The 25,667-nt window shown below is 67.4% G+C and carries 21 protein-coding genes; 6 read left to right on the forward strand and 15 right to left on the reverse strand.

Annotated features, from left to right (window positions below; genetic code table 11):
• Positions 1-163: 163 nt before the first annotated feature.
• The 6 genes from AC1DXX_RS09270 to imuA all read right to left on the reverse strand — a co-directional run bounded on the left by AC1DXX_RS09270 (position 164) and on the right by imuA (position 9,149).
• A complete protein-coding gene (locus AC1DXX_RS09270) occupies positions 164-1,120 on the reverse strand; it encodes a hypothetical protein (RefSeq protein WP_478133883.1) in 957 nt (318 codons plus the stop codon).
• Positions 1,117-2,454, reverse strand: coding sequence for a glycosyltransferase family 2 protein (locus AC1DXX_RS09275; protein ID WP_478133884.1), 1,338 nt, complete (start codon positions 2,452-2,454; stop codon positions 1,117-1,119). The genes AC1DXX_RS09270 and AC1DXX_RS09275 overlap by 4 nt, the downstream gene beginning before the upstream one ends.
• 216 nt (positions 2,455-2,670) lie before the next feature.
• On the reverse strand, positions 2,671-3,582 hold the full coding sequence (locus AC1DXX_RS09280) for a hypothetical protein (protein WP_478133885.1): 912 nt from the start codon (positions 3,580-3,582) through the stop codon (positions 2,671-2,673).
• A 78-nt stretch (positions 3,583-3,660) separates the two neighbouring features.
• On the reverse strand, positions 3,661-7,029 hold the full coding sequence (locus AC1DXX_RS09285; RefSeq protein WP_478133886.1) for an error-prone DNA polymerase: 3,369 nt from the start codon (positions 7,027-7,029) through the stop codon (positions 3,661-3,663).
• Positions 7,022-8,371, reverse strand: coding sequence for a Y-family DNA polymerase (locus tag AC1DXX_RS09290; protein WP_478133887.1), 1,350 nt, complete (start codon positions 8,369-8,371; stop codon positions 7,022-7,024). Before AC1DXX_RS09290 ends, AC1DXX_RS09285 begins: the two co-directional genes overlap by 8 nt.
• Positions 8,340-9,149: a translesion DNA synthesis-associated protein ImuA gene (imuA, locus tag AC1DXX_RS09295; protein WP_478133888.1), complete on the reverse strand. Its 810-nt coding sequence runs from the start codon at positions 9,147-9,149 to the stop codon at positions 8,340-8,342. Before imuA ends, AC1DXX_RS09290 begins: the two co-directional genes overlap by 32 nt.
• A 122-nt stretch (positions 9,150-9,271) precedes the next feature.
• Between imuA and AC1DXX_RS09300 the strand changes: the two genes are divergently transcribed.
• Positions 9,272-10,399 carry an ABC transporter substrate-binding protein gene (locus tag AC1DXX_RS09300; RefSeq protein ID WP_478133889.1) on the forward strand — a complete coding sequence of 376 codons (1,128 nt, stop codon included), beginning with the start codon at positions 9,272-9,274 and terminating at the stop codon, positions 10,397-10,399.
• Positions 10,400-10,819: 420 nt separating this feature from the next.
• Positions 10,820-11,647 (forward strand): aldo/keto reductase, encoded by an 828-nt coding sequence (locus AC1DXX_RS09305; RefSeq protein WP_478133890.1) that lies wholly within the window; start codon positions 10,820-10,822, stop codon positions 11,645-11,647.
• Here AC1DXX_RS09305 and AC1DXX_RS09310 read toward each other — a convergent pair.
• The 7 genes from AC1DXX_RS09310 to AC1DXX_RS09340 form a co-directional block, all read right to left on the reverse strand.
• Positions 11,634-12,605 carry a Bug family tripartite tricarboxylate transporter substrate binding protein gene (locus AC1DXX_RS09310; RefSeq protein WP_478133891.1) on the reverse strand — a complete coding sequence of 324 codons (972 nt, stop codon included), beginning with the start codon at positions 12,603-12,605 and terminating at the stop codon, positions 11,634-11,636. The two genes, AC1DXX_RS09305 and AC1DXX_RS09310, sit on opposite strands and share 14 nt — an antisense overlap.
• Positions 12,606-12,628: 23 nt before the next feature.
• A complete protein-coding gene (locus AC1DXX_RS09315; protein WP_478133892.1) occupies positions 12,629-13,774 on the reverse strand; it encodes a porin in 1,146 nt (381 codons plus the stop codon).
• 119 nt (positions 13,775-13,893) lie between these two features.
• Entirely contained in the window at positions 13,894-15,594 is a 1,701-nt protein-coding gene (gene ilvD / locus AC1DXX_RS09320) for a dihydroxy-acid dehydratase (RefSeq protein WP_478133893.1), read from the reverse strand.
• Positions 15,591-16,043 (reverse strand): aconitase X swivel domain-containing protein, encoded by a 453-nt coding sequence (locus tag AC1DXX_RS09325; RefSeq protein WP_478133894.1) that lies wholly within the window; start codon positions 16,041-16,043, stop codon positions 15,591-15,593. The genes ilvD and AC1DXX_RS09325 overlap by 4 nt, the downstream gene beginning before the upstream one ends.
• On the reverse strand, positions 16,040-17,335 hold the full coding sequence (locus AC1DXX_RS09330) for an aconitase X (protein WP_478133895.1): 1,296 nt from the start codon (positions 17,333-17,335) through the stop codon (positions 16,040-16,042). Before AC1DXX_RS09330 ends, AC1DXX_RS09325 begins: the two co-directional genes overlap by 4 nt.
• 53 nt (positions 17,336-17,388) lie before the next feature.
• On the reverse strand, positions 17,389-18,231 hold the full coding sequence (locus tag AC1DXX_RS09335; protein WP_478133896.1) for an IclR family transcriptional regulator: 843 nt from the start codon (positions 18,229-18,231) through the stop codon (positions 17,389-17,391).
• Positions 18,232-18,304: 73 nt separating this feature from the next.
• Positions 18,305-19,756, reverse strand: a complete 1,452-nt coding sequence (locus tag AC1DXX_RS09340; RefSeq protein ID WP_478133897.1) for an FAD-dependent oxidoreductase — start codon at positions 19,754-19,756, stop codon at positions 18,305-18,307.
• A gap of 165 nt (positions 19,757-19,921) precedes the next feature.
• On the opposite strand from AC1DXX_RS09340, the gene AC1DXX_RS09345 reads away from it, so the two are divergent.
• The 3 genes from AC1DXX_RS09345 (at position 19,922) to AC1DXX_RS09355 (ending at position 22,731) form a co-directional block, all read left to right on the forward strand.
• A complete protein-coding gene (locus AC1DXX_RS09345; protein WP_478133898.1) occupies positions 19,922-20,917 on the forward strand; it encodes a Bug family tripartite tricarboxylate transporter substrate binding protein in 996 nt (331 codons plus the stop codon).
• Positions 20,914-21,918, forward strand: coding sequence for a Bug family tripartite tricarboxylate transporter substrate binding protein (locus tag AC1DXX_RS09350; RefSeq protein WP_478133899.1), 1,005 nt, complete (start codon positions 20,914-20,916; stop codon positions 21,916-21,918). Before AC1DXX_RS09345 ends, AC1DXX_RS09350 begins: the two co-directional genes overlap by 4 nt.
• 123 nt (positions 21,919-22,041) lie before the next feature.
• The gene (locus AC1DXX_RS09355; RefSeq protein WP_478133900.1) at positions 22,042-22,731 is read left to right on the forward strand and encodes a glutathione S-transferase family protein; all 690 of its coding nucleotides are present in this window, start codon (positions 22,042-22,044) and stop codon (positions 22,729-22,731) included.
• Positions 22,732-22,874: 143 nt separating this feature from the next.
• On the opposite strand, the gene AC1DXX_RS09360 is transcribed toward AC1DXX_RS09355, so the two are convergent.
• Both AC1DXX_RS09360 and AC1DXX_RS09365 read right to left on the reverse strand, forming a co-directional pair.
• Positions 22,875-23,750: an alpha/beta fold hydrolase gene (locus AC1DXX_RS09360; RefSeq protein WP_478133901.1), complete on the reverse strand. Its 876-nt coding sequence runs from the start codon at positions 23,748-23,750 to the stop codon at positions 22,875-22,877.
• 43 nt (positions 23,751-23,793) lie between these two features.
• Positions 23,794-24,624, reverse strand: coding sequence for a DODA-type extradiol aromatic ring-opening family dioxygenase (locus AC1DXX_RS09365; RefSeq protein WP_478133902.1), 831 nt, complete (start codon positions 24,622-24,624; stop codon positions 23,794-23,796).
• Between the two features lie 100 nt (positions 24,625-24,724).
• Here AC1DXX_RS09365 and AC1DXX_RS09370 point away from each other — a divergent pair, with 100 nt between their 5' ends.
• Positions 24,725-25,642, forward strand: a complete 918-nt coding sequence (locus AC1DXX_RS09370; protein WP_478133903.1) for a LysR family transcriptional regulator — start codon at positions 24,725-24,727, stop codon at positions 25,640-25,642.
• Positions 25,643-25,667 lie beyond the last annotated feature (25 nt).

Genomic DNA, 25,667 nt, shown 5'->3' on the forward strand with positions numbered 1-25,667 from the left:
CGCCGATGGTGTGCTCTGCGCAGCGAAATAAAGGAGGAGGCCTGCGGCCCTAGGCCGCGCCGGGGGACATTCGCGGAGCAGAGCACACCGTCGGCGGGATCGCGCCCTGAACAACGCACGTCAAACACAACGCAACGACAAACAGAAAGAGCAAGGCGTCACTTCAGAAAAGTATCACCCATTCGCCACGCACGTACCGGTACTGGTAGCTGGGTCCCGAAAAGGTGGTGCTGCGACTGTAGCCAGCACCGAAACGAAATACCTGCGATCCCCTGACAGGACTTTGCACACTCAGGTCCAGCAATCTCGTCGGCTGGCTCAAATCGTGATTGATCGTCTCATTGCCAAGCCCCGCCGTTAAGGCGGCAGTCCATCCCTGGAAACGGTGCCGCCAGCTGACCGCCAGCATCGACTCGTTGTAGTTCTTCGGATTGAAATAGGCCCTGTCCACGTCCTCATGGGTGCTTCGGTACGTTCGATAGCGCGCTTGCAAGGTCAGGCCCAGATCGAGCGACGGTTGATAGATCAGCCGCAGGCGGCCATGGTCCCGCCGATTGCCGTCGGAAAAATACTGCTGCGCCAGCAGCCCCACCAGCGTCACATGGCTTCCGAGCCCTTGATCGACAGCAACCCCTACAAACGAAAAATCGATTCCGCGGTCCAGGGACTTTGGCGTTTCAACCCAGTCGCGCGTCACGAGAAACTCCACCGCCGTACTCTTGGTCGGCGACATGCGGTAGCTGCCGTCGAGTGTCAGCAGCGTATGCCCTCCCTGCTGAAAAAAACCGGCCTCCATGGCCCCGCCATCGCCGGTCCTGGTTTCGATGTCGCGGGCCAGAAATGAGATCTTCTGCCCAGCCCTTTGCCAGCTGTCTTGCTTGTATCGATAGTCACCGAGCCGGAATCCCAGAAAGCGATCGGCATTCTCGAAAGCAGGAAAAAACTCGACCGACACGCGCCGCGATTGAAAATGATCGCTGTCGTTGGTCAGGAAGAATTCCGTGCCGAAGGCCATGCCGGCTGTCTTTTCCTTGTCTTTCTCCTCTTCCCCTCTGCAGGGAGCGATCAGCGCCATGAATCCCGAAAGAGCGACGACAAGACATCTCCATGCGCCGGTCATTTCGTCCCCCAGGCCTTGGGCTTCCTGAACAATTCATCCAAATAGCCGAGAATGCTGGCGGGCTGCAGCAACAGGCTGTACAACAAAACGTAGACAAAGAATCCCTGGACATTTTTTCGCACGACCAGGCCTGTTTTCTTGAACATCCGGCGTTCGATCGAAAACATCAGAAAGCTCAATCCGAATGCAGCCGGTATCAGCGCAAGCGTCATTGGCCCCACGATCCAGTAATAACCGAAGATGGCAAGGATTATTCCCGGCATGAATCCGATGGTGTATGCCAGATCCAGCCATGGAAAAAACAGGTTCCAATAGACAAAAAATGTCGACAGCCGGGGTCTGAGGAGAATTCCCGGATGCTGGACAAAGGCTTCCGTCATGCCACGCGCCCATCGCTGGCGCTGCCTGACCAGTTGCTTGACGGTGGTGGGCACATTGGTAAACAGGCATGCATCTTCGCAATGGCCAATTCGATAGCCGGCGTTCAGCAAGGCCCAGGTCAGTACGATGTCTTCCCCCACGCACTCGGGCCATCCTCCGACTTCGATCAGCGCGGCCCGGTCGTAGACAGAAAATGCACCTTGCGCAACCAAGGTCCCCTGGAACAGCGATTGCACCCGCTTGATTGCAGAAATTCCATGGAAGTAATCCCATTCCTGGCAACGGGTGATCCAATTCTGTCGCGAATTCCGGACCAGAATTTTCCCGGCAACAGCCCGCGTATTGGGTGGATCGGCTCGATACCGCTCGACAATGCTGGTGAGCGCTCCCCGGTACAAGAAAGAGTCGGCATCCACCGTGACGACCAGATCGTGCACGACTTCTTTGAACCCGATGTTCAGCGCGCGGGCCTTGCCCCCGTTCTTTTTCAGATCGACGAAGGTGAGCCATGGATACTGCGCCCGAGCGCGCTGGACAACAAGAGAAGTGTTGTCCGTCGATCCGTCGTTGATCACGACGACCTGCAATTCGCCGGGGTAATTCTGCCGGCCAATGCTGACAAGCGTCTCCTCGATGGAAGCTTCCTCGTTGTACGCGGCAACCAGAATGGATATCGGGGGATAGACGGATAACGCGGGATGCGACGGCCTCTTGTCCAGCAGGAGGCTGATGGCCAGAAACGCATTCATGAAGCCCGGAATGATGGCGATGCCATACACCAGAAAAACCGCCAAAGCAGTACCGATGTAGTACTTCAAATCGGCCAGCCAGGGCCCCGCGGCCCATATTGAAAACCCCATCCAGGCGCTGGCGCCAATCAACGCGATAAGAAATTTACCTGACACCGGCAGGTAGATTATTGATTGCCGCGTTTTTTGGCTATCTTCGTTCATGTTGCCCTCGATAGTTCCATTGAATGTAACGTCCAAGGAACGCGCCGAACAGTCTGCTAACACCTGTAAGGTACGTTAAACAACAGTGAACCAAAGAGCCATGCCCAAAAGGGCCAGCCCTGCCGCCGGCAGATACGCTCTTGTGCCTCTTTTTTGCTTTTCAATGATGTCGGCGTGCGTGCCGATGATCCGCGGCAGGTGCTCCTGCGCAGCGCGCTAGATCAGCATGTCCTGCACGTCGTCGTCGAAGCCGGCCATCGGCTGAGCCTTGGCCAGCGCCAGCCAGACCGCGAACGGAATGCGGTCGAACGCGCGATGCACCGCCGCGCGGGCCACCACGAGACGCTCGCCTTCGAGCACCAGCACGCCGCACTCCGCCGGAATCTCGTCCGGCGTGGCAATGCAGCGGCCGCGCGCATCGTTGCCCAGCACGTACCAGCATTCGCCGCCCAGGTCGAGGTAGGCCGCGCGCTTGTCGGGCTTGCGCAGGTCGCCCAGCAGGTCGGCGCGGCTCACCTTCACCTCGTGCACGATCGGGTGCGCATAGGCCTCGACGCTGGTGTTCCGGATCGAGAACACATCGGGCCGCGCCATGCACCAGCGCGGCTTGCCGCCCTCTTCCAGCGGCGGCAGGCGCGCGCGCAGACCCAGGCCGCGCCATGCGATGCGGCCGCCGCGCGTCATCTCGCGCGCCACACGCTCGACCAATGCCTCGTGCGGCGTCAGCGCCGCGCGGTTGAGGGTGAGCGTGGTGGCGATGCGTGCAATGCCGGCGTCGGTCACGCGCAGCGTTTCGTGGCCATGCGCGGTGCGCATGCGTTCGAGGAACCCGCCGGCCAGCAACTCGACCTCGATGGTGTCGCAGCACGGCCAGCCTGCCGAGCGATAGATCTCGCGCAGGCGCCGCGCGTGCAGCTTTCCGAACGGCACCGCGCCGGCTCTCTGCATCGGCGGCGGGTCCACCACCGGTGGCGGAAAACCGGGTTCGGTGAATGGCGGCACGACCGGCGGCGGATCGCCCTCGGGCGGCGGCGGCGGTGGCGGAGCCACGGGGATCGGCACGTCGGGCGCGGGCGGCGGCGGACCGATCGGCATGTTGACGAGGGGGTCAAGGGCGAGTGCGGACATGAGACAAGCAGAGTAGCGAAAACTCGGGGGCGGCGCGAGGCATGGAACGATCGGTTGCATGGGTGCCAGGGCTGGCACTCAATGAAAGTCCCGGCTGGTGTTGCTCAGCGCGAGCCGCCCCATGAGCGGCGTCAGGTCCTTGAAGCCGGTGGCGATCAGGTGCTGCACCTTGCCGCCGCTGTCGTCGTCGCGCTGCCAGGTGCCCTGCACCGCGAGCAGGTGCGACTTCAGCAGCGGCTCGCGCCAGGCCTCGATGACATGGCTCCAGACGATCACATTGACGTTGCCGGTCTCGTCCTCGAGCGTGACGAAGATCGTGCCGTTGGCGGTCTGCGGACGCTGGCGCCCCTTGACGATGCCGCAGGCGCGCGCGGTCTGGCCGCTGGGCAGGGCGCGCAGCTGCTCCGCGCTCATGAGCTTCATGCGCGCGAGGCGCGGGCGCAGCAGCGCGAGCGGATGGCGGCGCAGCGTGAGGCCGAGCGCGGCGTAGTCGCCGACGATCTCCTCGCCCTCGGGTGCCGCGGGCAGCAGCAGGACCTGCTCGTTGATCGGCACGCCCTTGAGCAAGGCCGGCGAGCGGTGCTGCGCGGTGGCGTCCCACACCTGCTGCCGGCGGTGGCCCGAGAGCGACATCAGCGCATCGGCCGCGGCCAGCGCGGCCATGTCCTTGCCGTCGAGTTCGGCGCGCAGGGCGAGGTCTTCGGTGCTGGTGAAGGGAGCCTCGGCGCGGGCAGCCAGCAGGCGTTCGGCACCGGCCTTGCTGAGGCTGAGGATACGGCGCAAGCCCAGCCGCACGGCCGGCTGGTTCTCGTTGCCGAGGCGGCGCTCGACGTAGCGCGCGTCGGTGCCGGGTGGCGCGCGCGGCGCATCGGGCGCCCGGGCCTCGAGCGTCGTGTCCACGCCGCTCACCGTGACATCGACCGGCCGCACCTCGACACCATGGCGGCGCGCGTCCTGCACCAGTTGCGAGGGGCTGTAGAAGCCCATCGGCTGCGAATCGAGCAGCGCTGCGAGAAAGCAGGCGGGCTCGTAGTTCTTGAGCCAGCTGCTGATGGTGACCAGCAACGCGAAACTCGCGGCATGGCTTTCGGGAAAGCCGTAGTCGCCGAAGCCGAGGATCTGTTTGAAGATGGCTTCGGCGAACTCAGCCTTGTAGCCGTGGGCCTTCATGCCATCGACGAGCTTCTTGTGGAACTTTTCGAGCCCGCCCTTGCGCTTCCAGGCCGCCATGGCACGACGCAGTTGATCCGCTTCGTCGGCGGTGAAGTCGGCCGCGATCATGGCGATCTGCATCACCTGCTCCTGGAAGATCGGGATGCCCAGCGTGCGCTCCAGCGCGGGCCGGAGTTCTTCCTTCTCGTAGGTGATGGGCAACTTCTTGGCCACCCGCTCGCGCTGCTTGAGATAGGGATGCACCATGCCGCCCTGGATCGGCCCGGGCCGCACGATCGCGACCTCGATCACCAGGTCTTCGTAGGTGCGCGGCTTCAGGCGCGGCAGCATCGACATCTGCGCCCTGCTCTCGATCTGGAACACGCCGATGGTGTCGGCGTCGCAGATCATGTCGAACACCTTCTGGTCGTCGTTGGGGATGTGGTGCATCTCCACCATCGAGTTGCGCCAGTGGTTCATGTGGTCGAGCCCGCGCCGGATCGCGCTGAGCATGCCGAGCGCGAGCACGTCGACCTTGAGCATGCCCATGGCTTCGAGGTCGTCCTTCTCCCACTGGATGACGGAACGGTCTTTCATCGACGCCTTCTCGACCGGCACCAGCCGCGTGAGCTTGGTGTGCGTGAGCACGAAGCCGCCCACGTGCTGGCTCAGGTGGCGCGGGAAACCCTTGAGCTTTTGCGTGAACTCGATCCACTGGACCAGCTTGAGTTCGTCTTCCGCCACGCCGACGCGCGCCGCCGCTTGCCGCAGTTGCTCGCCCAGCACGGTGTCGTCGAACCAGTAGTGGTCCTTGGCGAATTCGTCGATCAGCCGCTCGTCGATGCCGAGCGCCTTGCCGACGTCGCGCAATGCGCTGCGTGCGCGATAGCAGATGACGACGGCGGCGATGGCGGCGCGTTCGCGGCCGTATTTCTCGTAGATGTACTGGATGACTTCTTCGCGGCGCTGGTGCTCGAAGTCGACGTCGATGTCGGGCGGCTCGCGGCGATGACGGCTCAGGAATCGCTCGAACAGCAGGTGGCCCTTTTCAGGATTGATTGCGGTGATGCCAAGGCAGTAGCAGACGGCGGAATTGGCCGAGGAGCCACGGCCTTGGCAGAGGATGTTCTGCGACTTGGCAAAGCGCACGATGTCTTCCACCGTGAGGAAGAACATCTCGTATTCAAGTTCGAGGATGAGGTTCAACTCCTTCTGTACCTGCCGACAAACGACTTCAGGAATGCCCGAGGCATACCGTTCGAGCGGATATTGTTTGAGTGCCCCCTCCCACGTCTTTCGCACCAATGTCTGCGCAGCCGTCTCGCTGCTGCCCACGGTTTCCAGCGGGTACTTGTAGTTCTCCCGAATCACCTCCGGATCGAACCTGCACCGCTCGGCCACCACCAGCGTGTTCGCCAGCATCCCGGGCAGATAGAGCTCGGCCAGCCGCACCCGCTGCCGCAGATGCCGCTCGGCATTGGACTGCAGCGCAAAGCCGCACTCGGCCACGGTCTTGCCTTCGCGCACCGCCGTCAGCACGTCGTGCAACGGTTTGCGGGCGCGCGCATGCATGTGCACATCGCCGGCCGCGACGAGCGGCACGCCGGTCTGCTCGCTCGCCTGCATCAGCGTGACAAACCACAGGTCGTCATCGAGCTCATTGAGCATTTCCACGGCCAGCCAGAGGTTGTCGCCATAGAGCGCCTTGGCGGCCAGCAGGTCTTCGTGCAGCGTGGCGGCATCCACCGCACCGCCGGGGCTACGCTGGGGCACGAAAAGAACCTGGCAGTCCTGCAGCGAGGCCACGTCGCTGCCCTCCCAGCTCACGCGGTACTCGCCCTTGGGCGCCTCGGTGTTGCGCGCGGCGGTGATGAACTCGCAGAGGTTGCCCCAACCTTCCGTGTCGTTCGCGATCACCACGAGCTTGAAGCGCTCGAACCGGAACTCGCTGCCGAACAGCAGCCGGAAATCGGGGTTGCGCGGAAGCGGCGGCTCGTCGGGGTGCTCGCGTTCGTGCTCGCTCAGCTTTGCAGGCAGATCGCGCAACGCGACATGCGCCCGCACGATGCCCGCCACCGAGCACTCGTCGGTGATCGCCAACGCCGCATACCCCAGCTGGTAGGCACGCTCCACCACTTCCTCGGGCATCGACGCGCCGCGCTGGAAGCTGAAGTTCGTGAGGCAATGCAGCTCCGCATAGCGCGGCAGCCCCGGTGCCGGCCGAGCCCGCTGCGGCAGCGCATGCACCTTGGCCGAATTGCGCCCTCGAAGCTGCTTGTCGCTCAGGTCAGGCATAGAACCCCTGCAGGTACCAGCGCACTTCACCCGAAGAAAACCGCGCCGAGGGCCGCTCGCGAAAGATCCACACCAGGCCGGCTTCGGGGCTTTCCGCGACGTAGTAGTCGCGCATCGCCGGCTGCCCGCCGTCTTCCTCGCCGCCCCACCAGCCCGCCTCGACGCGCTGCGGCCCGATCAGCCTGCTCAGCGGGCCGCGATAGCACGGGCGCTCGCCGTCCATCTCGAGCCGCAGGGGTTCGGGCAACAGCCATGGCGGGTAGATCGCATCGGGCTGCGAGGCCGCGGCCTTCGCCTCCTTGCGGACCTTGTCCGGCGGTGCCTTGTCTTTCTGCAGCGCGGGCCGCCATGCCTGCTTGCACTCGGGCCGGTGATCGGCCTGCGCCGACGGCACCAGCACCTGCTGCGGGCCGAGCCGCACGCTGAGCCGCTCGACCATCTCGTGCAGCTTGTCGCCCTTGCGGTTGTCCTCGGGCAGGAAGCTGGTGCTGGCGCCGGCCCACGGATCGGTTTCGAGCGTGCGCAGCCGGAGCCAGCTCACAGGCGCCGCGAGCGTGGTGAGGGCGAGCTTTTCCGACAGCAGGCGGCGCAGGTGCGCCATGTCCTGCGTGGGCTCGGCCGTGCGCACGGTGACCTGCTGGTGCGGCGGCAGGTTCACGCCGTTGAAGCGCCTGAGGTCGAGCGTCCACTGCAGCTCGAGCGCGCGGGCGCCGCGCTGGCGGGCACGCAGCCAGATCTGCAGCGCAGTGAGCAGGCGGTTGGCCGACCACATGAGTTCGGGCGCGGTCTCGGCCAGCGCGGGCAGCTCCAGCTTCTGTTCGAACACGTCGGGCAGCGTGAGCCAGCTGTGGCTTTCGGGGCGCAGGCCCCAGGCGGCGTCGAGCGCTTCGCGCAACCCCGCGCCGAAGCGCCGCGTGAGGCCGCCGCGCGGCAAGGCGGCCACCTCGCCCCAGGTGCGGCAACCGAGGCGCGCGAGCAGGTCGAGGTGTGGGCGTGCAGCGGTGAGCGTGTCCAGCGGCAGGCCGGCTGGCACGTCGTTGGGCCGGTTCTCGTTGCGCTCGAACAGGCGCAGCCGCGCCAGCGCGATCAGGCTCGTGGCGTCTTGCGCGCCCAGCATGCGCACATCGGGCGCGGGGTTCGCGGCGACCAGCTGGCGCATCAGTTGAAGCCGCCCGCCCCACAGGCGCTCGCAGGCCGAGACTTCGAGCATCAGCGCTTCGTCCTCCCAGGCGACGTGCGGCGTGTACTGCAGCGCCCACCAGCCCAGGGCTTCGGGCGTCGGCAGGAGCGGCGCGTCGGGGGCGTCGGATTCAAGCGACCACTGCAATGCGATCCAATGCATTGGGGCCTCCTCCTTTCCACGCGTCGATGCGCACCACCGTCGCCGACGATGCCGCTTCGCCGGCTGGCACCGTGCCCTGCTGCTGCAGGCGCAGCTTGCGACGCAGCCGCGCGGCCGCCAGCAATGCGGTCATGCGTTCGTTGCGCGCCGGCAACATCACCGGCGCGGCCAGCGGCGGGCCGCGGCGCTTGAGGATGCGGAGCTCGATCTGCGACGCATCGGCTTCGCAGCGTTCCATCTGAAGACGCAGGCGCGCAGGCGAAGCCCCCTGTGCGGCCGATCCGGGCCGGCACACGAAGAACAGCACGTCATGCTGGGCTGCGGCCAGCTGCAGCCGCCGCAATTCGCCCACCCGGGCCTGCGGCAGCCAGGCCAGCACGGCGGACACGTCCGCGCAGCGCAGCGCCTGCTCGCAGGCCCACAGCCGCACGGCCGACGCATCGCTCCTGACCCACATCAGCGCTTCCACCGGCAGGCCCTGCGCCGCCAACGACGGCCCGCAAGGCTCGTACGGCGGGCCGATCAGCACCACCGGCCCGCCGCGCGTCTCCACCGCCTGCGCCAGCGCGGGCAGCAGCAGCCGCCAGACATGGGCTTCGGGCGCGCCTTGCAGCAATTCCGTCATGGCGCCGACCGGCCAGCCGCCGCCCGGCAACTCCGCGTCGAGCGCGGCGTGGCCGGTGGCGACGACCTGCGCGTCGGCCATGCCAAGCTCATCGGCATGCCAGACGCCGCGGCCTGCGGCAGCGGAAAAGGAGTCGAGGAAAGGGAGGCCCATGATTGAACTGTTAACTGTATTTTTATACAGTATTCCGTGGGCCACAACAAGGAGGAAGGGTAAAGAGCGATTTACCCAGAGGGGGCTCGGCGCTTAAGATGATTCATTAACAATTTGTGACCATGAAACACACAAAGATTCATTTGCTGGCTTCGGCCCTGGCTGCCTTCGTACTGGGACTCTCGGCTACCGCACAGGCACAAACCAAGCCGCTCGTGATCGGGCAGACCTACGTGCAGACCGGGCCCCTGGCGTCCCTGTCGACCGAACCCCTGATCGGCATCCGTGCCATGTTCACCACGCTGAATGCGAACGGCGGCATCAACGGCAGGCCGGTCGAACTGCGCCAGCTCGACGATGCCTTCGACCCCGCCAAGGGCGCCGAGAACGTCAAGACCTTCGTGAAGGACGGCGCCGTCGGCGTGCTGATGCCCATCGGCACCTCGCCGGCGGTCGGTGCGCTGAAGGTGGCCAACGAACTCAGGATTCCCGTCGTCGGCCCGTACACCGGCGCGGGGCCGGTGGTGAAGTTTTCCGAATACAACTTCCCGGTGCGCATCAGCTACGACGAGGAGTACAGCCGGATCGTGAACCACCTCTTCACCATCGGCCTCTCGCGCATCGGCTTCGCGCACAACGACAACCCCGGCGCGCGCTCGGCGCTGGAAAGCACGCAGAAGTTCGTGGCCGAGCGCGGCGAGAAACTGGTCGGCAGCGTGGCGATCAAGAACGACGGCTCCGACGCCGCCGAGCGCGCCGTGGAGCTGGCCAAGCTCAAGCCCAAGGCGGTGGTGCTGTCGGTCACCAACGACGTGGCGRCAAAGTTCATCACGGCCTACCGCGCAGCCGGCGGCGAGACGGCCTTCTATTCGTTCTCGTTCCTGAACGGGCAGAAGCTGTTCCAGGACATCAAGAAGGACGCGGCCGGCGTGGTCATCTCGCAGGTCGTGCCCTACCCGTGGAACAGCGCGATGCCGGTGATTGCCGAGTACCAGGCGGCCATGAAGAAGATCGGCGCAACCGAGTTCAGCTACGCCAGCCTCGAGGGCTATGTGGCGGCCAAGGTCATGGTCGAAGGCCTGAAGCGTGCGGGGCCGAACCCGACGGCGGACTCGCTGCAGAAGGGTCTCGAGTCGTTCAAGACGCTCGACATCGGCGGGATCGCTGTGTCGTACCGGCCCGGCGAGCACCGCGGGCTGACGTTCTCCGAGCTGTCGATGCTCAAGGCTGACGGGCGCTATCTGCGTTAAGAGCCTGTCGTTCGGGGCGCGTGCACAGGACACCGGGTGCTCCCCTCCGCGAATGTCCCCCGCTTCGCTCCTCCTTTATTTCGCTGCGGGGAGCACCCGGTGCCCTGTGCACGAGAGGCGCGGCTGTTGTGCTGGCCGATCAACCACGGCGCTGACAGATCACGCCGATGGGGTGCCTTGCGCAGCGAAATAAAGGAGGAGGCCTGCGGCCATAGGCCGCGCCGGGGGACATTCGCGGAGCAAGGTACCCCATCGGCGTGAGCGCGCCCTGAATGGCGCAGAATTTCGTTCGTGACGCCCCCCACGAACGCACCGCAACAGCTCCCCGCTCTCACGCGCGCCCAGCTGCTCAGGCTCGGCGCAGCACTCTGCGCCGGTGCCGCGCTACCCTCCTTCGCACAGCAACAAGGCAGGCCTGCGATGACCATGAACACCCGCCCCATCCCCTCCACCCAGGAAGCCTTGCCGGTGATCGGCTGCGGCACCTGGATCGGCTTCGACCAGCGCCCCGGCAGCGAGGAATACAAACGCCTCCCCGGCGTGCTCGATGCCCTGTTCGCCGCAGGCGGCAAGGTGATCGACAGCTCGCCGATGTACGGCCGCTCCGAGGAAACCACCGGCGAACTGCTCGCCACGGCGAAGCAGCGCGGCAAGGCCTTTCTCGCCACCAAGGTCTGGACCTCGGGCCGCGACGCCGGCATCGCGCAGATGGAACAGTCTTTCGCGCGGCTGCGCACCGAGCGCATGGACCTGATGCAGGTGCACAACCTCGTCGACTGGCGCACGCACCTCTCCACCCTGCGCGGCTGGAAAGGCGAAGGCCGCGTGCGCTACATCGGCATCACGCACTACACCGCCTCGGCCTACGGCGAGGTCGAGGCCGTGCTGCGCGCCGAGAAGCTCGACTTTTTGCAGATCAACTACTCGCTCGATGCACGTGACGCCGAGCAGCGCCTGCTGCCGCTCGCGGCCGAGCGCGGCGTGGCGGTGATCGTCAACATGCCCTTCGGCGGCGGCGGCCTGCTGCGCCGCCTGCGCGACAAACCGCTGCCCGCGTGGGCGGGCGAGATCGGCTGCACGAGCTGGGCCCAGGTGCTGCTGAAATTCGTGCTGAGCCATCCGGCCGTGACCTGCACGATCCCGGGCACGGGCCGCGCCGAGCACATGGCGGACAACGCCGCGGCTGGCGCGGGCACATTCCCGGATGCGGCGTTCTGGCGCCGCGAAGCCGCCGCTATTCGAACTTGACGTTGTGCTCCCGCACGGTCGCGCCGAAGGCGTCGTACTGCGTGCGGAAGAACTCGCCGAACTTCGCGGGGCTCATGCCGTAGCCCTCGAAGCCCTGCTGCACCAGCTGCGCATGCACCTCGGGCCGCTTGAGCGTGTTCTGCAGCTCCAGCGAGAGCTTGTCGGTGATTTCCTTCGGCAGCCCCGGCGGCCCGAAGAAGCCGGCCCACGGCGTGATGGTGAGCTTGCCCAGCCCCAGTTCGCCGCCCGTCGGCACATCGGGCAGCAGCCCGCTGCGCTGCGGCAGCAGCGTCACCAGCGCGCGGATGCGCCCTTCCTTCACGAAACCCGGCGCCAGCGTGCCCGTGGTGAACATCATGTGGATCTGGCCGCCCAGCAGGTCGGTCATGGCCTGCATGTCGCCCTTGTAGCGCGCGTTGACCACCTTGCGGTCGCCCAGCAGCTGCAGCATCGCGAGCTCCGAGGCGCTGTTGCTCGACGCCGAGTTGTAGGCGCCCGGCTTGGCCGCCACCATCGCCAGCAGTTCGTTCACGCTCTTCGCCGGCAGGCTGGCCGGCACCACGAGGAACATCGAGAACTGCCCGGCCGAACTGATCGGCGTGAAGGCCTTGAACGGGTCGTAGGGCGGCGTCGGCCGCAGCGTGGGCGCAGCCACCATCGCGGTGTTGGTGCCCATCAGCAGCGTGTAGCCGTCCGGCTTTGCGGACGACGTGGCCTGCGCCGCCAGCACGCCGTCGGCGCCCGGGCGGTTCTCCACGATCACCTGCTGGCCGAGCTGCTTCGACAGCCCCTCCGCGATGATGCGGGTCAGCGCGTCGGCGCCGCCGCCGGGCGCGAAGCCGACGATCAGCCGCAGCGGCTTCTGCGGATACGCCTCGGCGCTCCATGCCGCCGCGCCGGGCAGCATCGTGGCCGCCAAAGCCGGGAGAGCCGCCAGAGTCAGGGTTCTGCGTTGCATGAAAGGCTCCTTGGTTCAGAAGGTCAGAAGAGATGCCGCACGCCGAACTCCCACCCCGACGAGCGCCGCCCGCCCGCCGGCGCGATGCCGCCGCTCACCACGTAGCGCGCCTGCCCGCTGTTCATCAGGCGCGCATAGGTGCCGTAGAGCGCAGTGCGCTTCGAGAGGTTGTGCACGTAGCCGATGCCGAACTGGCGCGCGTCGTCGCGGTTGCGCGGCATGCCGTTGGCGTTGCGCAGGCTCTCGTCGCTGCGGTCGTCGAGGTAGGCATAGCTCACGCGGATGCGGCCGACCTCGAAGGCCGGGATGTGCGCGCCGATCTCGGCGGTGTTCTTGCGCACCGTGCCGGCGGCGAGCTTCACCGTCACCTTGTTGTAGAGCGCGAAGAACTTCGCGAAGCCCGCGTCCCACGAACCGCCGATGTTGGCGTGCGTGTAGTTGCCGATGGTGGCGGTGGCGGTGGCGGTGGCGGTGGCATTGAAATGCGAACGCGTGACGGCCGCCGCGATGTCGAACGCGCCCGAGGCGAAGCCGAAGCGCGCACCGGCGAAGTTGCCGTCGTCGCGGTTCGGCGCGGTGGAGTCGTTTTCCCCGGTGCCGATCATCGCCATGCCGTAGAACCCGCCGAGCTTCGGCGGCAGCCAATAGCTCACCGTGTTGCTGCCGGTGATGGCCGTGGGCAGCGGCCCGGTGCCCGCGCCCGCGAACGTGAGGTTGCCCGCGCGCGCCACGCCGTTCGCGTTGAAGGGGTCGAAGTAGATGCTGTTGTAGTGCGTCGGAATGAAGTCGTGGCCGAGCCGCACTTCGCCCAGGCTGTCGGACGAAAGGCTCACGAAGGACATGCGGTCGAAGGTGATCGGCCCCGCGGTGCCCGCGCCGCTGGTCTGGTTGTTGCTGTTGCTCGGCCGGCCGGTGCCGAGGTCGGGGTTCAGGCTGCCCTCGAACCAGAAGCCCGCGCGCAGGCCGCCGCCCAGGTCTTCGGTGCCGCGGAATCCGAGCCGGCTGGTCGAGAGACCGCCGTTCGACAGCGCCTTGACTGACCCGCCGCCGACGCCGTTCGTGTACTGGATGCCGAGATCCATCACGCCGAACACCGTGACGCTGGACTGCGCCTGCGCTGCGCCGCCGCTGGCCAGCGCCAGTGCCGACCCCATCAAAAATCTCTTCATGGCTTCTTGTCTCCTGCTTCTTCTCTTGGGTTGAAAAACTCGGGAATCGCGCGCAGGGCTGCGCCACCGGTTGCGGACGGGGTCCGCGCCGGTTGGCGAAGGCCGGGGTGAAAAGGGGTCTAGCCCGAGGGCTCGGGGCGTTCGGTGCGCACGAGCACGGCGCCCTTCGAAAGCGGGCTCACGTTGCGCCGGTACTGCTGCAGCCAGCCGGTGTCGAAGGCCGGCGGTGGCGCCTGCCAGTCGGCGCGTCGTGCCTGGAGCTCGGCATCGCTCAGTGCGATGTCGAGGCGGCGCGCATCGAGGTCGATGGTGATCACGTCGCCGTCGCGCACCAGCCCGAGCGGCCCGCCGAGCGCCGCCTCGGGCGACACCTCGGCCACCACGAGCCCCTTGCAGACCAGGCCCGAGAGATGCCCGTCGGTCAGCAGCGCGACCTGGTCGCCCAGCCCCGCGCCATCGACCGCAAAGACCACCCGCGAGGCGCCACCGCCCATGGCCGGGCCGCCGCAGGCGCCAGCGCCGCGCATCACGACCACCTGGCCGGGAACGATCTCGCCGTTCTTCAGCGCCGCGATGGCGGCGTCCGAGGTCCAGAAGCACACGGCCGGGCCGGTGAAGCGGCGCACCTTGCGCTCGGCGATGCCGGTCTTGATGAGGCCCGACTCGGGCGCGAGGTTGCCGCGCAGGAGCACGATGGCCGGCAGCGGTGCGACCGGGCGGTCGATGGGACGGATCACCTCGGCGTCGGCCACCTCGGCGCCGCGCAGGTTGCAGTCCACGCTGCCGCCGGTCACGGTGAGTGCGCTCGTGTCGAGCAGGGGCGCGAGCTGCTTCATCAGCGCGCGACAGCCGCCCGCCGCCTCGAAGGCCTCGATCGAATGCTCGCCGATGGGCCGCACGCCGGCCAGCACCGGCGTGGTGGGGCCGAGGCTTTCGAACAGGCCGTACACGTCGACGCCGCACTCCCCCTCGGTCGACACGGCCTGCAGGTGCTTGGCCGTGTTGAGCGAACCGCCGACGGCCAGCACCGCGCGCACCGCGTTGGCGAAGGCGCCGGGCGAGAGGATATCGCGCGGCTTCAGGTCGTCCAGCACCATCTGCACGATGCGCGTGCCCGCGGCGCGCACGTCGTCCATCATCTTCGGGCTCAGTGCGGCCACCGGCGCGCTGCCGGGCAAGGCCATGCCGAGCGCTTCGCAGACGATGTGCATCGAGTTGGCCGTGCCCAGGCCCGAGCACACGCCCGGCCCGCGGATCGCCTCGCGGCTCATGCCCACGAGTTCTTCCACCGGCAGGTTGCCGGTGACCGCATGCATCGCGCCGATGAACACCTCCTCGATGTCCATGTGCCTGCCGTGGTACTCGCCGCTGGGCTGGTAGCCGCAGGGCACCAGCAGCGTCGGGATGTTGAGCCGCGCCGCCGCCATGAGCTGGCCCGGCACCGTCTTGTCGCAGGAAGTGAGGCACACCATGCCGTCGAGCTGCGCGCCTTCGACGGCCACCTCGATGTCGTTGGTCACGAGGTCGCGCGCACCCAGCATGTAGGCGCCGCGCGCGCCGGCGCCGGTGATGAAGTCGCTGGGCGCCGCGGTGCGGATCTCGAACGGCACGCCGCCGGCGGCGCGGATCGCGGCCTTCACCTCCACCGCCACGCGGTCGAGGTGGCTGAAGCAGGCGGCCAGCTCCGAGGAGCTGTTGACGATGGCGATCTTGGGCTTCTCGCAGTCCTCTTCCGGAATGCCGAGCGCGCGCCAGTGCGCATTGCGCACCGACCAGAGGTAGGAGCCGCGCGGGAAGTTGCTGCGCAGGGGGCGGGTCATGGGCGGTCTCCGGATGGCTTCCTGGTGATCTCGATCACGCCGCGGTCGGCGTCCACGCGCACCCAGTCGCCGGTTGCGATGCATTCGAGCGGATCGCGCTCGAAATCGGTCATCGAGGGCGAGTGCGTGACCACGGCGCCGAGCGCCATCTTGGTCGTCATCTCGTTGAACAGGAATGCCGCCGGCGCCGAGTTCATGAGCCGCGTCATGTGGAACATCGCCGACCAGCCCGAGGAGCCCTTGGCCCCCGGAAACACCAGCACCTTGCCCGCGAAGCTCTGGCCGCGCAGTTCGTGCCGCGTCTCGATGACGGTGCCGGTGCGCGGGTCGATGCCGCCCCAGCCCGAGATGCGGTCGCGCGTGACCAGGGCCTCGCCTTCGGCAATGCCGCCCACCACCTTGCGGCCGCGGATGACGATGGTCTGTGGTGTGATGGCGGCGGTGCTCATGCGTAGCCTCCGTTCCAGCGGCCGGTGCAAGCCGCGTCGACGCACTCGGCCGTGCTGCCGAACCACGCCTGCACGCCCAGGATGGCGGGCAGGTAATGCGCCTGCTTGGCCGAATCGAGCGCCACCGTCTTCGTGCCCTTGGGCACGGCGCGGCTCATGGCCGAGCAGCTGTCGGTCATGAGGATGCCGCCCGCGTCCTCGATGATCTTCGTGTAACCGTTGCGGTCGGCCAGCGACTTGATGGCGCGCGGCGTGAAGATCCACAGCTCGCAATCGGGGTGCACCTTGCGTCCCTCGATGAGCTGCGCGGCTTCCCAGATCTGCTCGATGGTGTAGTGCGGGCAGCCCAGCATCACGTACTGGACTTCGCTGTCCTTGCCCGTGACGTTGATCTTCTCGTAGGTGGCGCGGCGCTCGGCCTCGCCGTAGCGCAGCACCTCGACGGGCGCCCTTCCGCCGAGCGCCTGCTCCAGCGTCAGCGCCTCCGGCGTGATGCCGGCGATGTGGTACATCTCCACGCCGCCCGACGACGAAGCCGCGGCACCAAAGTGCTTGAGCCGTGGCAGGTTCGGCACGCGGCCGATGCCGCGCCGGCTGTGCACCACCGGCACGCGCTCCTGCACATGCTCGCCGATGTAGTAGCCGAGCAATCCCCAGTCCTGCACCGACTCGACCTCGATGTCGAGTTCGACCACGTGCGTGGCGCGGCGGTTCTCGTCGAGGTGGTAGCCCCAGTACGGAATGCGGCCCGTGAGCATGGCCGCGCCCGTGCTCTCGCGGCCCTCGGTGTTGGTCCGCGCGCCCAGCACCGAGTTGCAGTACACCACCGCCGACGATTCCATCCACGCGCAGTGCTCGCCGCGCGTCGGGATGTTGCCGACCTGGTAGGGCGTGCAGGTGTTCATGATCTGCGCGCCGAGGCTGGCCGCATGACGCTCGCTTTTGTTGTAGAACTGGACGATCTCCTCGCTCACGCCCATGCGCTCGGGCTGGCCGGGGTCGAAGCCCAGCTGCAGGTGGCTCGTGAAGACCTTGAACTTCGGGATCTCGACGGTCTCCTGGCTGTCGAGGCTGAATTCGGAGAACACCGCGTCCATGCCGCCGCCCTTGGCGAGCGCGAAGTCGCGCTGGAAGGGCGTGGTCGAGGTGATGGTGGCGCAGACGTTGCGCGTCTCGACCAAGCGCTCGGCGCCGAGGGCTTCGCCGTAGCGCATCAGGAGGTCCATCGCCTTCTGCACGGCCGGTCCATCGCGGCCGTCCATCATGGCTTTTTCATCGTTGCTCAGGTGCATGACCTGTGTCTCCGTTTTTCTGTTGTCGTGGGGATTGGCCCCGGCCGGGCCTGCTAGCCCGGCAGGGGTGTCGGCACATGGCCGCCGATGTCGCGCGCAATGGTCAGCGCGATGTCGTGCAGGCGTGGTGCGAGTTCGTTGCGCAGCCGGTCTTCCGTGAACACGAAGGCGGCGCCGCCGCCGTTGAGCGCCATCACCTCGCCGTCCGGGCCGATGAGCGGCACCGACACCGAGTTGATCTCGCGGTGGAATTCGCCGATCGAGAGGCAATAGCCGAGCTTCCTGGCTTCGCCGATGGCGCGCGTCATGGGCGGCGCGATGCTGTCCCACTCGGGGCCGCGCAAGAGGCGCATCGAGTCGATCAACTGGTTGCGCTGGGCCTCGGGCAAAGCCGAGAGGTAGGCGCGGCCCAGGGCCGAGTTCGGCAGCGGCGCACGCGAGCCCACATCGAGCCGCGCCGAAAGCATCGACGAGCGCGGGCGGCAGGCCTCGATCAGCACCATCTCCATGCCGTCGCGTATGGCGAGGTAGACCGAGGCACCCACCTCCTCGGCCATCGCCTGCATGCTGGGCCGCGCGGCGGCGCGCACGTCGAGGCTGCCGAGGAACACGCGCGACAGCGACACCACGCCCGGCCCGAGCATGAAGCGGTCGGCCGCCTGCGCGGCCTTGAGCATGCCCATGGAAAGCAGCGTCGCGACCAGCCGGTTGACGGTCGGGCGCGGAATGCCGGTCATGCGCGCCACGTCGGCGTGGCCCAGCACCGGCCGCTCTTCGCTGAAGCAGCGCAGCACCGAGATGCCGCGCTCCAGCGCACTCACGGTGTCGGAGCGTTCGCCGCGCGACTCGGCGGCTTCGGAGGCGGAAAGAGAGCTGTCGTTTTTGTCAGTGGACATGGAAGAACCCTTTGCAAGACTCTGCAATGTAGAGGCTGGCGAAAGCGCGTCGGTCGGGTTCATGGCGGCGCATTCAGACGCCGGCTTCGGCCGTGTCCGACACGCTGGCGTCCTGCCCGGCGCCGGTGCGCAGGTACACGCCCTGCGCCAGCAGCTCGGACTGCAGCGCGCCCACGTCGACGAAGCGCGGCGTGATGCCGCCTTGCGATGCCAGAGCCGCCGCCACACCCGCGGCTTGGCCGGTGATCCAGCACTGCGGAATCTCGCGCATGAAGCCGTGCGAGTTGCGGTCGCACGAGATGTGCCGGCCGCAGGCCAGCAAGCCGTCGAGCTGCTGCGGCACCAGCGCGCCGTAGGGAATGGAGATGTTGGGAAACTTCGGCGACACCGCGGGCGTCACGCCCACTTCGTCCGCCAGCGCCACGCCGTCGGGCCACTGGCTGCGCAGCACCGCGCCCACGCCGCTCAGGCGCCGCGCGTGGCGCACGCCGATCTGCGGCGCGCTCAGCATCAGGTAGGCATCCTCGAAGCCGGGCGCGTGCGCCTTGAAGTAGTCGAGGTGCGCGGCCATCGCGCGGTGCGAGCGCACCTCCACCGCGGTGAGGTCGTCCACGTCGAGCGCCGAATAACCCGACTGGCGCGGCCCCATGAAGAGCGCCACGTCGTTGCGCCACGAGACGAAGGGCCGTTCGAACAGGCCGAGCTGCTCGCGCCCGCGCGCCATGAAACCGGAGAAGGCTTCGGGCTGCCCGGCCTTGAATTCGATCCAGCGGTTCATGTCCACGCCGCCGAACAGCCACGAGGTGTTCATGCAGTGATGCACGTCCGCCTCCTCGATGTCGTTCACGTAGGCGGCACCGGCGCGGGCGAACAGGTCGCCGTCGCCGGTGGCGTCGACCACCACGTCGGCCATGATGGCCATGCGGCCTTCCTTGCTCTCGAACACCACGCCCTTCACGGCGCCGTCCTGCACGATCGGAATCGCGGCCCACGAGTGGTAGATGAGCTTGACCTTGCGCTCGAGCACGATCTCCTGCGAGAGCAGCTTGAGCCGCTCGGGGTCGATGGTGGGCGACCAGGTGACCACGCCGTGGTATGCGGCCGTGCGCTGCGACCAATGCGCGGCCTTGGCCGTGTCCTGCGAGCCCCAGTCTTCGCGCGCCGGGCCGGCGATGGCGTCGGCAGGCAGGCGGTCGAACAGCTCTTCGGCAAAGCCGCGGATCACCAGTTGGCCCTCCCAGTCGGTCATGCGGTCGATCCAGATCACGAGGCCGCCGGTCGAAAGGCCACCCAGGTGGTTGTAGCGCTCGAGCAGCGCCACGTCGGCGCCCGCGCGGGCCGCGGCGGCTGCGGCCGCCGTGCCCGAAGGACCGCCGCCGACCACCAGCACGCCGCAGCGGTGGTAGACCGGAATGTTCTTGCCGGGCTCGGCCCAACTGCCGTGGTCAGGGCGCTTGACGCGGCTGTCGCGGTCGAAGATGTCGGAGGACAGGATGCGCTCGTCGGTGCGGACGACAGTTTTCATGGATGGATGTCTTGGATGGGCTGTTTCGTCGTATTTTGATTTCAATGTTCATTTTGTCAAACATAAAAGCCAATAAATCCCATTTGTTCGGGGTATTCCCTAGTCAATGTGGATTTTTATGATTTTCTAAATCAATATAAGAAGAACATTCCAACGGAGACATCGATGAAAAAACTCGACGGCACCCGCCGTGCGTTCGGCGCGGCCCTCGGCGCCGCAGCCTTGCTGGGCCTGGCGCCGCTGGCCTTCGCGCAGGACTTTCCGGCGCGCAGCAAACCGATCCGCATCGTCGTGGGCTTCACGGCCGGCGGCGGCACCGATGCGCAGGCGCGCATCGTGGCGCAGAAGCTCGGCGAGGTGCTGGGCACCAGCGTCATCGTCGACAACAAGCCCGGCGCCAGCACCATGCTCGCGGCCAACGAGGTGTCGCGCGCGCTGCCCGACGGCTACACGCTGCTCTACGCGCCCTCCTCGACCATGGCGCAGAACCCGCATACCTTCGCGCAGGTGCCCTACGACCCGTTCAAAGACTTCACCGCCATCTCGATGGGCGGCCGCGGCCCGCTGGTGCTGTCGGTCAGCACCACCGTGCCCGCCAGCAACGTGAAGGAGCTCGTGGCCTACGTGAAGGCGAACCCCGGCAAGGTGAGCTACGCCTCGTTCGGCGCGGGCACCTCGTCGCACATCTACGGCGAGGCCTTCGTGAAGAAGACCGGCGTCGATGCGGTGCACATCCCCTACAAGGGCGGCTCGGACGCCGCCAAGGACCTGATCGGCGGTCGCGTGCAGTACATGTTCGACTCGGCCTCGTCGGCGGTCATCACCTCGGCCTCGGGCAAGGTGAAGATCCTCGCGATCGCGGCGAATGCGCGCATCTCCGCGCTGCCCGACGTTCCCACCTTCGCCGAGCAAGGCGTGAGCGGGCTCGACCTGCCGAGCTGGCTCGGCTTCTACGGGCCGGCGCACATGCCCGCACCGGTGGTCGCCAGGCTCAACGCGGCGCTGACGCAGGTGCTGGCGATGCCGCAGGTGCGCGAGTTCTACCGCACCGGCGGCTATGAAGCCGGTGCAACGACGCCTGAAGAGTTCGCCAGCATCACGCGCTCGACCTACGAGCGCTGGGGCGCGATGGTGCAGCAGGTGGGCCTGGCCAAGCAATGAGCCGTTCTTCCTTCGTCTCCAGACGCCGCGTCGCGGTCTGGCTCGCACTGGGCGCGGCCGCCGCGCCGCTGGCCGTGCGCGCGGCCCCGCCCGCCGACTTTCCGGAAAAGGGCCGCACGATCCGCATCGTGCTCGGCCTGGCAGCGGGCGGCGCCTCCGATGCGCAGGCGCGCTTCGTCGCCAACAAGCTCGGCGAGGTGCTGCAGACGCCGGTCATCGTCGAGAACCGGCCGGGCGCGAGCTTCATCCTGGCCACCGAGGAGGTGATCCGCGCGGCGCCCGACGGCTACACCTTCATGTACGCGCCCTCTTCCGTGGTGGCGCAGAACCCGCAGACGCTGGCGCAGGTCCGCTACGACCCGTTCAAGGACCTCACGCCCATCTCGCTCGGCGCGCGCGGGCCGCTGGTGCTGACGGTGCACACCAGCGTGCCGGCGCGCAATGTGCAGGAGCTGGTGGCCTACATCAAGGCCAACCCGGGAAAGATGAGCTACGCCTCGTTCGGCACCGGCACCTCGTCGCACATCTACGGCGAGGCCTTCGCGCGGCAGGCCGGGCTGGACGTGGTGCACGTGCCCTACAAGGGCGGCGCCGATGCCGCGAAGGACTTTCTCGCGGGCCGCGTGCAGTACTACTTCGACGCGGCGCCCAACGCGATCCAGAACACGGCCACCGGCAAGGTCCGCATGCTGGCCGTGGCGGCGCCGCGCCGCAGCCCGATGCTGCCGGACGTGCCGACGATGACGGAACAAGGCGTGAGCGGCGTCGACATGGCGAGCTGGCTCGGCTTCTACGGGCCGGCGCGCATGCCGGCGCCGGTGGTGGCGAAGCTCAACGCCGCACTGGCGCAGGTGCTGGCCATGCCGGCCACGCGCGATTTCTTCCGGCAAGGCGCCTACGAGGCGGAATCGTCGACCCCGCAGCAGCTGGCCGACCTGACGCGCACGACCTACGACCAGTGGGCCGAGACCATCCGCAAGCTGGGCCTCACGAAGCAGTAGCGTCCGCGGCCGGCCGAGCGAAATGAAAGCGGTCTTCGGGCTGATCGCCGGGATCTGGCCGCCTCTTGACCAGACAGGCTGCCACACAGATATTTCCAATGTTGGAAACAACAGGTGTGCCGCATGACGACGCTTGCTCTTCACTACCACCCACTTTCGTCCTACTGCCACAAGGTACTCATCGCGCTCGACGAGCTGGGTATCGAGGCAGAAAAGCGCCTGGTGAATCTGGGCGATCCGGCAGAGCGCTCGGCGTTCCTGGCTTTGTGGCCCACGGGCAAGATGCCCCTGCTGATCGACCAGGGGCGACCCATTCCCGAGACCAGCATCATCATCGAGCACTTGCAGCGCCACCACGCCAGCCCCGGCCGAGCGCTCATCCCGCGCGATCCGGACGCGGCGCTTCAAGTGCGCCTGTGGGACCGCCTCTTCGACCTGTACGTGATGACACCCATGCAGGCTTTCACCGCCAACCTGCTGCGACCGGAAGGTGAGCGCGACGCGCTCGGCGTGGCCCGGGCGCGAGAAGGCCTGTCGTCGGCCTGTGCGTGGATCGACCGCCACCTCGAAGGGCGAACCTGGGTGGCCGGCGACGCATTCACCATGGCCGATTGCGCCGCCGCACCGGCCTTGTTCTATGCCGTGACCTATGTGCCGATAGCGCCGCAACATGGCCGCCTGGCGGCCTACTTCGATCGCCTGATGGAACGCCCATCGGTCGCGCGCACCATCGACGAGGCGCGGCCCTACTTCAAGTTCTACCCGGGGCGCAACGGCTTGTCGCGCCGCTTCTTCGACCCGGAAGCCGTCTGACATGCGCGCGACTGCCGACTTCGCCCGGCTTGACCGCATGTTCTTCGCACTGGCCGATATGTATCGGTGTCCGAGCTGGCCGAGCCGCTGCACATCGCGTTGCCATCGGCCGTGATTCGGTATGGATCCTGAGAATCCCTGGGTCAGCCGAAGAACTTCAGCAAGCGCGCGTTGACCTCGCCGGCGCGCTCGTACTGCACCCAGTGCCCCGCGCCGTCGATCACCACGCCTTCGCGGCCGGGGCCTTCGCTCACGAGTTGCGCCACCAGCGGACGCGGATCGGCCGTGACGTCGTATTCGCCCCAGAGCAGCAGCGTCGGCACGCCCAGCGCGTCGATCGCCTTCTGGAGCCCGCCCGCCTGCGACACCTCCTTGCTGCGAAAGCGCGTGCCGTGGCACGAGATGTCGTGGATCTCGAAGGCCAGCGCGTCGATGGCCGACGCGTCATGCAGCATCAGCGCGCCCAGGTTGTGCAGCAGCGCGGCGCGCTCGGCCTCGCGGTCCGGCGCGGCGCGCCAGTTGATCATCTCGGCCGTCATGCGGCGCAGCGTGCCGTGGCCGCCGCTGCCCATGAGGGCGAGCTTCCGTACCGCACCGCGCTGCACGGCAAACCGCGCGGCGGTCAGGCCGCCGAAGGAAAAGCCGCCGAGGTCGACGGGCGTGCCCGCGCCGATCAGCGCATCGAGCGTGCCGGCCAGCGCTTTCAGCAAAGGCAGCAGCGAATCCTCGCCGGGCGCCACGCGCGGCAGCGCATCCGAATCGTGAAAGCCCGGCATGTCGGGCAAGAGGAGCGTGCGTTCGGCCGACAGCGCCTCGGCGTTGCGCAGCCAGTGCATCCAGCTGCCGTGGCCGCCGTGCAGCAGCACGATGGGCGGCTTCGTCGTGTCGGTGCCGAAGCGGCGCCAGCGCACGCGCACGCCGTCGTGCACCGTGTCGTGACGGGTGGCGAGCGCGTCGATGCGCGCGATCTCGCTGCGTGCCGCGGAGGCGGCTGGAGGACTGTCGGGGGTCAGGGGCATCGCCCGATTTTGCCGCGCGGCCTGCCGCGCTGCAGCACGAGGGTCAGACGCCGCCGAACCGGAAGCTCGACACCACGAGCCCGCCCATGAAGGCGTCCTCGTGGTAGACGCGCTCGCCGGCTTCCGCCTCGGCCGCGCCGACCGCGACCATCAACGGAATCAGGTGCTCCTCGCGCGGATGCGCCATGCGCGCGGCCGGTGCGGCTTCCCACCTCTGCAGGAGCGCGGCGCGTTCGGCGGGCGCCCCTTTCACCACCGCCGCATCGAGCCAGTCGTCGAAAGCCTTCGACACGCCATGCGCCTGCGGTCCGAAGTTGCGCAGATTGTGATAGCTCAGCCCGCTGCCGACGATCAGCACGTTCTCGTCGCGCAGCGGTGCCAGCGCACGGCCCAGCGCCAGGTGTTCGGCCGGGTCGAGCCCGCGCCGCAGCGACAGCTGCACCACCGGCACCTCGGCCTTCGGGTACATCGCGGCCATCGGCGAGAACATGCCGTGGTCGTAGCCGCGCTCCGGATCGATCTGCACCGGCAGGCCGACCGCTGCGATGAGCGACTGCACGCGCTGCGCGAGTTCGGGCGAGCCCGGCGAGTCGTAGCGCACTTCGTAGGTGTGGGCGGGGAAGCCGCCGTAGTCGTAGATCATCGGCGGCTTCGGATTGCCCTGCACCGTGAAAGCCGGGGCTTCCCAATGCGCCGACACCATGAGGATGGCCTTGGGCGTGCGGCCGATCTGGCGCGGCATGTCGGCCAGCGAGGCGGCCAGCTGGTCGTAGGTGGCGCCCATCTCCTTCTTCATCCAGGGCCAGGGGCCGCCGCCGTGGGAGATGAAGTAGGTGGGCAGGCGCGGGGTCGCGCCGGGGTTGTCGTGGGTCAAGTCGATGCTCCTTGAAAGCGTTGTCTCGACTGTAGACATTTCCCCAAAGGAAATCGACAGGCTACGATGCATCGAATCATTTCTCCATAGGAAATCATCGATGGACCGCATGACCAGCCTGCGCGTGTTCCGCGAGGTCGTCGAGGCCGGCAGTTTCGTGGCCGCGGCCGAGCGGCTGTCGATGTCGCCGCCGATGGCCAGCAAGCATGTGGCGCAGCTCGAGAAGTCGCTCGGCGCGCGGCTGCTGCACCGCTCGAGCCGCCACCTGAGCCTGACCGAAGCCGGCACCGCCTGGTACGAGCAGAGCCGCCGCGCGCTCGACCTGCTCGATGCGGCCGAGGCTGCGATCGGCCAGAAGAGCGAGGCGCCGCGCGGCCAGCTCAAGGTGAGCGCGCCGGTGTGGTGTGCCACGCCGCGCTTCGCGCGCGTGCTGGCCGACTACCGCGAGCGCTTTCCGGAAGTGCTGGTCGACATGCACCTGGAAAACCGCAAGGTCGACCTGGCGGCCGATGGCTACGATCTCGCGCTGCGCGCCACGCAGGAGCCCTCGCCCGCGCTGATCGCACGGCCGCTGTGCCGGGTGCCCTTTCATCTCGCGGGCACGCCGGACTATCTGCGCCGCATGGGCGGCAGCCCCGCGCTGCCCGCCGACCTGTCGCGGCTCGGCGCCATCGTGCCGAGCTACGTGAACCTGGACAACCTCTCGCTCAAGGGCCCGGGCGGCCGCATGCTCCCGCTGCGGCTCGCGCCGGCGATGCGCTCGGACGACACCACCCTTACCCTGCACGCGGTGCATGCGGGCATGGGCGTCGCCTTCATGCCCTTGTGGCTGATCGACGACGACCTGGCCCAGGGCCGGCTGGTGCGGCTGCTGCCGGACTACGAGGCCATGCCCGTGACCCTCTTCGCCGTGTACACCAGCCGCCAGTACATGGCGCCCAAGCTGCGTACTTTCATCGACTTCCTGAGCGAACGGCTCGGCGGCCTGGAACCCAAGGCAACGCGGCTCAGGAAATAGGAACGCACCTTTTCGGGGCAAGGTC

The sequence above is a fragment of the Variovorax sp. P4_B10 genome, assembly GCF_056402375.1.